The sequence below is a fragment of the Acinetobacter brisouii genome, from assembly GCF_008993995.1.
Taxonomy (GTDB): domain Bacteria; phylum Pseudomonadota; class Gammaproteobacteria; order Pseudomonadales; family Moraxellaceae; genus Acinetobacter; species Acinetobacter brisouii_A.
Genome location: NZ_BKNN01000075.1, coordinates 1 through 8,927, shown reverse-complemented (window position 1 = coordinate 8,927; position 8,927 = coordinate 1). Strand labels below are relative to the sequence as shown.

Annotated in this window: 12 protein-coding genes and 1 pseudogene; 7 read left to right on the top strand and 6 right to left on the bottom strand. The window is 42.2% G+C overall.

Annotation, left to right across the window (positions count from 1 at the left end):
* Window positions 1–85: 85 nt before the first annotated feature.
* From GBN19_RS13325 to GBN19_RS13305, 5 genes are all read right to left on the bottom strand, one after another.
* Window positions 86–286 (bottom strand): AlpA family phage regulatory protein, encoded by a 201-nt coding sequence (locus GBN19_RS13325; RefSeq protein WP_151778476.1) that lies wholly within the window; start codon window positions 284–286, stop codon window positions 86–88.
* 99 nt (window positions 287–385) lie between these two features.
* On the bottom strand, window positions 386–1,288 hold the full coding sequence (locus GBN19_RS13320; protein WP_151778475.1) for a recombination directionality factor: 903 nt from the start codon (window positions 1,286–1,288) through the stop codon (window positions 386–388).
* A 114-nt stretch (window positions 1,289–1,402) separates the two neighbouring features.
* The gene (locus GBN19_RS13315; RefSeq protein WP_151778474.1) at window positions 1,403–2,443 is read right to left on the bottom strand and encodes a YqaJ viral recombinase family nuclease; all 1,041 of its coding nucleotides are present in this window, start codon (window positions 2,441–2,443) and stop codon (window positions 1,403–1,405) included.
* A 171-nt stretch (window positions 2,444–2,614) separates the two neighbouring features.
* A complete protein-coding gene (locus GBN19_RS13310) occupies window positions 2,615–3,667 on the bottom strand; it encodes a DUF932 domain-containing protein (protein WP_151778473.1) in 1,053 nt (350 codons plus the stop codon).
* A 14-nt stretch (window positions 3,668–3,681) separates the two neighbouring features.
* Window positions 3,682–3,936: a hypothetical protein gene (locus GBN19_RS13305; RefSeq protein ID WP_151778472.1), complete on the bottom strand. Its 255-nt coding sequence runs from the start codon at window positions 3,934–3,936 to the stop codon at window positions 3,682–3,684.
* A gap of 584 nt (window positions 3,937–4,520) precedes the next feature.
* Between GBN19_RS13305 and GBN19_RS15815 the strand changes: the two genes are divergently transcribed.
* From GBN19_RS15815 to GBN19_RS13290, 5 genes are all read left to right on the top strand, one after another.
* Window positions 4,521–4,664, top strand: coding sequence for a hypothetical protein (locus tag GBN19_RS15815; protein ID WP_171494496.1), 144 nt, complete (start codon window positions 4,521–4,523; stop codon window positions 4,662–4,664).
* 29 nt (window positions 4,665–4,693) lie between these two features.
* Complete coding sequence (locus tag GBN19_RS13300) at window positions 4,694–4,966, top strand: hypothetical protein (RefSeq protein ID WP_151778471.1); 273 nt, start codon at window positions 4,694–4,696, stop codon at window positions 4,964–4,966.
* 10 nt (window positions 4,967–4,976) lie between these two features.
* Window positions 4,977–5,120 (top strand): hypothetical protein, encoded by a 144-nt coding sequence (locus tag GBN19_RS15810; RefSeq protein WP_171494495.1) that lies wholly within the window; start codon window positions 4,977–4,979, stop codon window positions 5,118–5,120.
* Window positions 5,121–5,154: 34 nt separating this feature from the next.
* Window positions 5,155–5,460 carry a hypothetical protein gene (locus GBN19_RS13295; protein ID WP_151778470.1) on the top strand — a complete coding sequence of 102 codons (306 nt, stop codon included), beginning with the start codon at window positions 5,155–5,157 and terminating at the stop codon, window positions 5,458–5,460.
* Between the two features lie 121 nt (window positions 5,461–5,581).
* The gene (locus GBN19_RS13290; protein WP_151778469.1) at window positions 5,582–6,139 is read left to right on the top strand and encodes a hypothetical protein; all 558 of its coding nucleotides are present in this window, start codon (window positions 5,582–5,584) and stop codon (window positions 6,137–6,139) included.
* Window positions 6,140–6,321: 182 nt separating this feature from the next.
* On the opposite strand, the gene GBN19_RS13285 is transcribed toward GBN19_RS13290, so the two are convergent.
* On the bottom strand, window positions 6,322–7,728 hold the full coding sequence (locus GBN19_RS13285; RefSeq protein ID WP_151778468.1) for a hypothetical protein: 1,407 nt from the start codon (window positions 7,726–7,728) through the stop codon (window positions 6,322–6,324).
* A 360-nt stretch (window positions 7,729–8,088) separates the two neighbouring features.
* Here GBN19_RS13285 and GBN19_RS13280 point away from each other — a divergent pair, with 360 nt between their 5' ends.
* Window positions 8,089–8,478 (top strand): hypothetical protein, encoded by a 390-nt coding sequence (locus GBN19_RS13280; protein WP_151778467.1) that lies wholly within the window; start codon window positions 8,089–8,091, stop codon window positions 8,476–8,478.
* Between the two features lie 52 nt (window positions 8,479–8,530).
* A pseudogene (locus GBN19_RS13275) lies at window positions 8,531–8,927 on the top strand (transposase); the annotation flags it as partial.

The following is an 8,927-nucleotide window of genomic DNA, read 5'->3' as shown; positions in this document are numbered from 1 at the left end:
TTAGCAACAGGAGGTGTTGCTGAATATATATCCATGTTCATGGATTAAGTCCCCACTTGTTTTTAGGTGGGAACTAAATTAAGGCTTATAGGATCGCTTGGTAAGGCTGTGTTAGCCGGATGCTTACTGTTAGATTGACTTGCTTTGGAAATGTTGGATCATATTGCTTATGTTTCTCATTCATGATGTTATAGATTGTTGCTCGACTAATACTTGTGAATTGAATTACTTCTTTAATATTAATAATTTGATTCATCACAAAAGTTTGACCTGTAATCGCATTCATGATGCTTACTCCTGATCATTGATGCGAGCGGGTATTCGCTCAAATGATGGGGCATCCTGTAAAAAGTTATTTTTAGAATACCCATTCCCCTGCTCACGCCTAATTCACCACCCGAACACTGTGCTGTAAGCCCTGTTGAATCTGCTGAAGCTCAGTGATGTTCTGACTTGGATCGGCTGAGGATGCCTCAGTCGATGGTTCAGAATAAAACTCCTCCACAACCTGCATCCCATCATCGCTTTCATCCCGATCAAACACCGCATTGGCATAACCTTGGCGTGCTACCTGATCCAGTGACTCCTGTTGAAAACCGCAGGCTAGTGCCTCCTGCTGTAGTTGTTTGGCTGCAATAATCGCTTGTTGCAAACTAATACCTTCCCTGAGCGTTAGATCAACATAGTAGATCGGTGTGCCATAGCTTTGGCTGGTGCTTTTACCCCTTAAAGTCAGTTGTAAAGGGAGGCAAGACAACAAACCATTCACCGCGGCATGGTAATAACGCAACCGTGCGGTTAAAGTACGAATGCTGTTAAAGCCTGTGGTTCGCAGTACAAAGCTGCCGAGTTCATCCTGTTCATCTAAGTTGACGTATAAACGCGCATAGGGCTTGCACTGCCCACCTTGGGCCAGTGGACACAGATCAGGGGATGGACAGGGATGTTGTTCAACCCCATTGCCTGTTCGACGCTGACAGGTCTCGCCATCACCAATACACACAGGTCGTCCAGTCTGACGGTCAAATAGAGTGTATTCAGCCCGTAGATTAAGATCAGGGTCATCAAATAGCAGCCGCACTGGAATGCTTCTAAGTTTCTGATTGGGAACTTTAGCGCGAAGCTGCTCATCTAAAGGATGTTTCACCCAGCCCTCTTTACTGTGAATCTGACTGGTAATGGTAAATTGATCATCTTTTTCAGGCAGGCGCTTGCCATTCTTTTCGACTACCTTGCCGATGCTAATCCGACCAAGTACAGGTGGGGTAATCACTAAACCTTTGATCATGTTGATATCCTCTTCATTGAATGAAATAAAAAACTGCAATAAAAAAATCCCATGAACTGAGCATGGGATGGATTGAGATTGTGGAATATGAGGGTAGTTCGTAAACAGGTTGGTTCAATCGCTGTAAATCTGAAAACGTCGACTGCCCTGCTTGTTTTGTGGAAACTGCTGTAAATACTCAGGATGTTGTTTGAGTAAGGCTTTTGTATCCAGACTGATGGAGTCCTTGGCGCGTTTCCAAGTGACCGAGCCACCGTGAAACACCGCGCGTTCTGCATTCTGCATCTTGGCTTGCAGTTGGTGTTTCAGCAGATCAAACTGCTCCTGATGCTTCTCAATGTGCTGACGGGTTTGAATGAGTTGCTCAAATTGTTGATTAGCCTCAACATCTTCAGATAAATCCGTGCTGCTTAAGGGAACATGTTCTGGATAAAGCAATTGCAGCGCTTTAGCAGCCGAGGCACTGGCATCGACTGAAGGGGGAATATCCTGCTCAACACATTCCCAGAACTGACGCTCGGCTTGAATGATGTGACGAATCACTGATTCACTACGCGTGACTTTAAAAATTTTAGTTTCATGCCCACAGAGCAACACACAGACATGCGCGGCTTGTTTGCCTGTGACCGCCAGTTGATGTTGTACCTGACACAGCACATATAACGGTACGCCATCACGCCACAGTTTTGCCCCATGTTCCCCTGCGGTTTTACATTCCAGAATCTGCACTTCAGGAGTACCGACCACGGCATAATCCAGATTAGCCAGCATAAAGTGCTTATCTGAATCAGGATGTTGCAATACTGCATTGACCCGACGAACTTTATGTTGGGTATGTAGGCTGTAGTATTCCGCAACCAGTGGTTCCAGTTGTTTACCCCAGTACAAAGGCGCATGCCCTTGATGTTCATCTTCAATGTTTTGTTGAATCCGTCCAGTTTTAATCATCCATAGTTCTAGCATTGACATGTAAGGATTGAGTCCACAGGCGGCAGCACAATCGCTACTTCCAATGCCTTGTCGACGCACTTCCAGCCATTCGGCTTGGCTAAGCTTTTTGGTATCGACAAAGCGTTTGGCGGTAAACAGTTTGGGACGATGGTTATTTAGGACAGCTTGAGTTGATGCAGATGGATTTGAAATTGCTGTATTCATAAGAATTTCCTGTCATTGTTAAATTTTGGGCATAAAAAAAGCCGTGTCTGAAGACACAGCTTTGAATGCAATTTCATGTGTAAAAGGGGGTGAAGATCAGGATGGAAGCACTTGTACGCTAACTTGAGCGGTCGCTTGTACGGTCACTTGTACGGTGGGCAGCGATCAAGCTTAAGCAATCAAACGTAAGGCTTGTTCTAATCCCCGTTGTTTCAGCGCTGCCCCTGCACCGAACCATGCCGAGTCCAGACGGTGATCCTGACTCATGGCACGACGTTCATGGTCGGCAAACTCGGTGATACTGCACAGCAAACCATAGGCGCTGTCTTTGGCTGAGCTGAGTTCAGCGCCACGTCCCTGACCGTTAAACATGCTCATGACTTTGGAGAGCGCCCGTCCATTCGGTTCGGTTTTCGTCTCGGCTTTGCCTGTTGGGTGACTTTGCGCTTGAGTTGCCACATTGCGATAGAACTGAATAATGCTGTCGTCCTGATCGGCAATACTGAGACTGCTGTTGTTAAACACCGCATCAAAATAAGCTGCGGCTTCGGCTTGGCTGACTTTACGTTGGCTAAGCTGTTTCATTTCATACATGTGTTCATCCCATGCACGGACTGAAATGCCCAGTTGCTGTTTGACCTTCTCGGCATCAAACTTGGTGCTATGTGGCACTTTGACCACGCCTGCACTACTGCTCTGTCCTTTTAGGGCAATCGCCAAGGTGTTGTTACACACCACACGGATTGAGGTAAATTGCGCGGTGGTGGCTAAGGTGCCATCACACGCGGTGGCGAGCAAGATATAGCCATTGCTGACATCCTTGCCTTTTAACATGGATGTTTGTCCCGTTTTTGCCAGTGCCCAGAACTTTTTACCGCCTTTAAGTACCCCTGCGGTTTCCAGTTCAAAGCCCGCTTGTTCAGTTAAGTCACGGTAAAACTCTAGAATCTCAAGCGGCTGGACTTCCTGATAGCGTTGACTGACTACGGAAAGTGGTGCATAGGTATCAGAACGATATAAGACTCGCTGTTCCTCGAATGGCAAAATCAGGCTTTGTCCACGTTCATTCTGCGCCATATAGCTGACATTAGAGGATTCAATTCGCCAGTCCATCCCCGCTTGTTGTGCCCAGACTTCAATCGGTTGATTTTGAGTGAGTTGGTTGCCTAGACCATGCCAAGGGGTTGCACCGACATAGGCCATATTTTCAATCAGATGTGCCATGGTTGTATCCTCGCTTAGTTATGGGAATGGGTAGATTTAGAAAATGGTGGGGTTTGTGGATGCTGTTGATGATCCATGATAGCGAGAACCACGCCACCAATCGCTGCACCCGCAACTGCACCCACCCATGGGGAATAGCCCAAAGAGCGCGAGACATAGACTCCGAGCATGGCAAGGTTATTCGGTGAAAGCAGCATTAACGGTTGAGGTGGTGTGAAAGATGAATCTTCGTAGAATGCATTGGCATCTTCATGTTGTTGATATGGCATCGTGAGATACTCCCGAGATGAAATCCTAAGAATTGGAATGAGTTTGTGGAATGACCTGTATGTGCTGTGCCACAGGTCTTATTTCATCAGGGTGATATGTATTTGAAAATGATTGGGATGAGATGCTCATCAATTGAATTTGGCAGTAATTGACCTTTGCCAAGGTGCAGATTATCATGCAAGGGCTGACCTACATTGTCAGTCGGTTTTGACAGACCGAAGCGTATAGCACATCAGGTTAAGCTCATTCTGAGCATGACCCGTATGTGAAACCTTCTCGTCCCCCTTTGCGGTAGAACGGGAGGGGGACGCGTTCGCGCGTGCTGGTTCTATATGCCCAGTCTGTCAACCCCTTTTCGTTCTGCCACCATAATCAATTGACAGTGATTCGGCAGAACTTCTTATGCATATAGGAGTCGCTATGACTGTTTCTCATTTTCTCTATTCTTCTTCTGTGCCGCTCAGGCATGGCACGTCTTCGCTTGCTTTGATTTTGCCTCCGATCTAAATCGATTCATCTTTTTTGTTTTTTATGCACCTTTGGACACGCCCTGTCTGAAGCAAGTGCGATAAGGAGCATCTGCATGAAGCTTTTTGCACGCCTGATTTTAATCATTGGGCTGGTGATCTGGTTAGGCCCTGCCATTCTAGGCTTCTTTGCCCTCATGGTTGTGCTTTGGGCATTGCTGTCTTTAGCTGGCTGGGACAAACCCGATGATCGTTTCTAATCACACAATACATCATAAGGAAAAGCGCCATGTCGAAGTATGCAGGCTTTTCAGTTCTCGTCTTGCTGTTCTCAGGTCTGTTATCTGGCTGTGAAAGTAAGGCCAAACGTGATTTCAATGCAGGCTGTCAATCTGGTGGACAGGATCGTTCGACCTGTTCATGTGTCTATGACCGCCTAGAAAAACACTATTCCCCTGAGTTTATGGAAAAGCTGGGAGAAATGACTCCAAGCACAATGCAGTTACCTGCGGATTTCAGTGATGCCATGGTCAGTGCCGTTCAGCATTGTCAGGCACGCTAAGGAGTACAGCATGAAGAATTATCTGATTGGATTTTATTTGATTGTGATGTTGCTGTTTTCTTTTTACCTGAAAGGATGCAGCGCCACCGCAGATCGGAGCTATATGTACAACCTCGGTAAAGCCTTGGTTTGGCCGATTTCCATGTTTAATTAATGTGAACGACAGCAGAACAAACAGGATCATCATAATGAAAAAACTATTACTTGCCTTGAGCTGTACCCTATTCAGCTTGCCTGTACTGGCAAAAACTGAACATGTCACCGTCACCATCAAAAAGATCGAAGGCTATGGCGAATCTGGGGATGCCTATACCTTTAAAGCCACTTCGGGCAAACGCTATATGGTCTATAACGCAGGGGGTAGTCAACCGATTAGTGGGGAACGCCTGATCACCCAAGCAGTCAAGACCAAACAACCGATTTGCTTACAACTCACTGCCGATGCATCACAGCCACGCATGGTCGATGCAGTACGTGCAGGACGTTGCAAATAAAGCTGATTTCAACCTGACTCAACTTGCTGCTGACCAACACATATCTCAATATCTAGACCGAGATTAGGGGTGAAAGGAAATGGTGGCAAGTTGATTCCTCCATTACAATGAGAATAACAATATGCCGATTACACGCTTAAGCCTGATGACAGGCTTGCTCTGCTTGATCAGCCTCACGGGTTGCCAAGAGAAAAATGCTTCTCCAACTCCGTCCAATACTGAAACTGCAAGTGATGCGGCTGAAGCTTCTGCTATGGTCAATAGCAGCGTCAATGATCTGGATCAGTTTAACCATCCAGCGTCTGAGGCCACAACAACGCCATCAGCACAGGAGAATCAACCCGCTTCGCCATCGAACGATACAGAAGCAGCGACTGACACTCAACCTCAAGCTGAGTCCGTTCCTGAACAGTTTGATATCCGAGTCTATCGTGCAGAATCCCAAGGAACGATGAGTGGTTATATCGACAAGATCGACATTACTTCATTAAATGACCCAGCCACCACCATTACGGGGATTAAAATCAATCGCGGCAATTGTGCGTTGGTGCGCCTGTATGATGCCAAGAATATGCGTTATGGTTCAGTGGCTTTAGCCTACCCACGCTGTAAAGCGGAATCCATTCGTGAAATCAGTATCAGTACGGTGAATGGAACATTCACTTATCAGATTCGTTAATGATGATTCTAATCAAAGAAATGCCCTAAAAAATCAATTTTCTTAGGGCATTTTTATGACAAAAAATCTCGGTTAGCTGCACTAATTAGTCAATGCAAAACCTTTCATTTCTTCCTATCAAAATACAGCCCTATATCTGCTCAAAACGCCCTAAAATCTAGCTGTAAATATCTTACCTAACCTTAGAACTGTATGAAAACTCTTGCCTCAGGAATATATTTTTCCAAAAACGGTAGAATCGTCTTACTGAGTTTTTGTTTATTAAAATTATGGGATAACTTCTCTTTATTTCTACCATAAGTTGCGATATTTTGACTTGAACTATCGTCTTTGAGATAGCAAATAACATCATTAAGCTGAGTATTTTTTTGTGATGTTCTTTGTACTACCAATAAGTCTGATTTTTTTAGTAATAGCTCTAAATCTTTCATAAAGACCATTATGTCTAAGTGGCTAGCATTTTTTTTGAGTTCATCAAATGGATTTAACACATTGTTATTTGGATCGAAGAAATCAAAGCTTTTATCTCCATCAATGTATTTTTGAGCAAATAGTGTATCTACTGTACTTAAGTCTTGATCGGCAAAAGAATACATAAAATGCTGATCAAAATAATATAAAGCAACAATTGCATTAAGTAAGGCAATGTAACTAAGATTCTGAATAGGTTGTTCATTCCCTATTCTTCTCTTTGCAAATTCATCTAAAAGATTTAGCAATGGACCTATAACTTCAGTTAATCTTTTTATGTCGTCTTGTTCTTGAAGAGTATACTCACGCTCACTGCCCTGTCGCATGCAATCCAATCTCTGTGATTGATAACGAAGTAGAAAATCTCTTAATACATAAGGTAAATTTTCGACTTTTTCATCTAACTTTATTGCCAATCTATAGTGACTTGAATTTAATTTCTTATCTAGATCAAAATTAGATTCTGCATATGAATTAACTCCATATAATGGAGTAGCATGTTGAAATAGTGGATTCAAAACTTGCTTAGGCGATGATGGTACAGTTTCTTCAAATTTTGGATAACCTAAATGAATTGGTAAAAAATCAAGAAGTAACTGATCTAATGGAAGTGCAGGAAATAAGTCTGGTAGATACAAATCATTTTCATTTAGGTAACTTAATACAGCGTCCTTGATTTTGCCACTAGCATTTAACTTGGGAGAAGCTTCAATATCCATCCAAAACTTATCTGAAATACGGTTAAAAACTTCCTTTACTTCTTGCAGTGATGTAATTTCATTTTTTATTAAATATTCGTCAGGTGCTACTAAGATTCCTGTCTGAAGAAACCCTAAGGCGTGATCTAGTAATCTTCTCTCTCTTAAAATGAATAATGCATCTTTTTCAAGATGTGCTTCTGGCGCATCCTGATGGTAAGAAGCTAACCAAACTTTCAAAATCCAAAAAAGAAATCCGTCTATATTTAATATTTCATCTTCAAAATATTTAAAAAACTCAGGAAATCTCATTTTAAACTTACGAGCATGTATGGCTTGTTCTACAAGATTTTTCACCACAGGACTAGCAACATTTGAGATTACATTATTAAATTTTGCTGAAGACTTATTTTTTCCCATTTATTTTCATAACCTTAGACGAGAATATTAAGAACCCTATTTATTCTACAATAAAAAAATCAAACTACTCCACATCAAGTTATTTACCCAAATCTGTGGAGCACCTTATGCTAAAAGTACATCCACCATAGAACAAATTTTATCGATGTCTTTTCGGAAACATCTTTTCAGCTTATCCACAAATTAAACACCCTATTTCAAGGAACATCCTTCGAGATAGTTGACTAGATTAAAGTTGTTTTGCTGGTTCAAGTAATGGTGGTACTTATACAATTATATATTAGATATATAAATCATAAGTATAAGAACATCTTAGATCTACAGAACAATAAAAATCTTCAATGATGTAAAGAGAATTGTATGACCAGTACTTCAATACACTCTAAATCAACAGGCGTTAGAGTAAATCGTTCTAGCCGCAAATTCAGCATACCTGAAGAACCGATCAATACCGTATTCATGGAATACACGAATAGATTTAAAAAACTTCATGGTGACACATCACTTATCAATGATGAAGAACACAGCGTTTCTATAGTGGACTACATTGTTATAGATGATGGAAAAAACTTTCAAATTATTCCTGAAGATCAAGCTATTAAATTGATCTTTCTATGTATAGCAATTGTTAAGCGAGTAATTGAACGTGATATAAGCTGCTTATACATGCGGAAGTTTGCTACCTCTAAACTTGATCGACAAATTTGGAGACCAAATGATTATCAACTCCTTATGTTGATGTGTGTTTAAAAAACAGGAGGGTTTAACTTGGTAAACTATACATACTCATTAGGAGTTTACCATGAGCAAGAAACAGAAGACTTACACCGCAGAATTTAAAGCTGAAGCCATAAAAGCCATTGAAGAGAACCAAGGTAATGTATCGAAATCCGCTAGACAACTTGGCATTTCAATGCAAACCCTTTCGAACTGGAATAACAAAGCAAAGGCTGGAACTTTAGCAGGCACAAAACAGTATTCGCCCGATCTAAACGCCTTACTCGAAGAAAATAAGAAGCTTAAACAACAGCTCAAAACAGCTGAAATGGAACGTGAATTTTTAAAAAAGGCAGCAGCGTACTTTGCCAAAGAAAGTCAGTGAGGTACGCCTATATGAAATCGCAAAGCCACTTATTTCCGATTATTTTAATGGCTCGATTACTTCGTCTATCCGTTTCTCGCTTTTATGATTGGCTAAA

Excerpts from the sequence above, each read along its gene's own strand:
- GBN19_RS15815 (WP_171494496.1), top strand. The coding sequence starts at position 4,521 with ATGAAGCTTTTTGCACGCCTGATTTTAATCATTGGGCTGGTGATCTGG.
- GBN19_RS13320 (WP_151778475.1), bottom strand. The coding sequence starts at position 1,288 with ATGATCAAAGGTTTAGTGATTACCCCACCTGTACTTGGTCGGATTAGC.
- GBN19_RS13280 (WP_151778467.1), top strand. The coding sequence starts at position 8,089 with ATGACCAGTACTTCAATACACTCTAAATCAACAGGCGTTAGAGTAAAT.
- GBN19_RS13315 (WP_151778474.1), bottom strand. The coding sequence starts at position 2,443 with ATGAATACAGCAATTTCAAATCCATCTGCATCAACTCAAGCTGTCCTA.
- GBN19_RS13310 (WP_151778473.1), bottom strand. The coding sequence starts at position 3,667 with ATGGCACATCTGATTGAAAATATGGCCTATGTCGGTGCAACCCCTTGG.
- GBN19_RS13295 (WP_151778470.1), top strand. The coding sequence starts at position 5,155 with ATGAAAAAACTATTACTTGCCTTGAGCTGTACCCTATTCAGCTTGCCT.
- GBN19_RS13290 (WP_151778469.1), top strand. The coding sequence starts at position 5,582 with ATGCCGATTACACGCTTAAGCCTGATGACAGGCTTGCTCTGCTTGATC.
- GBN19_RS15810 (WP_171494495.1), top strand. The coding sequence starts at position 4,977 with ATGAAGAATTATCTGATTGGATTTTATTTGATTGTGATGTTGCTGTTT.
- GBN19_RS13305 (WP_151778472.1), bottom strand. The coding sequence starts at position 3,936 with ATGCCATATCAACAACATGAAGATGCCAATGCATTCTACGAAGATTCA.
- GBN19_RS13300 (WP_151778471.1), top strand. The coding sequence starts at position 4,694 with ATGTCGAAGTATGCAGGCTTTTCAGTTCTCGTCTTGCTGTTCTCAGGT.
- GBN19_RS13325 (WP_151778476.1), bottom strand. The coding sequence starts at position 286 with ATGAATGCGATTACAGGTCAAACTTTTGTGATGAATCAAATTATTAAT.
- GBN19_RS13285 (WP_151778468.1), bottom strand. The coding sequence starts at position 7,728 with ATGGGAAAAAATAAGTCTTCAGCAAAATTTAATAATGTAATCTCAAAT.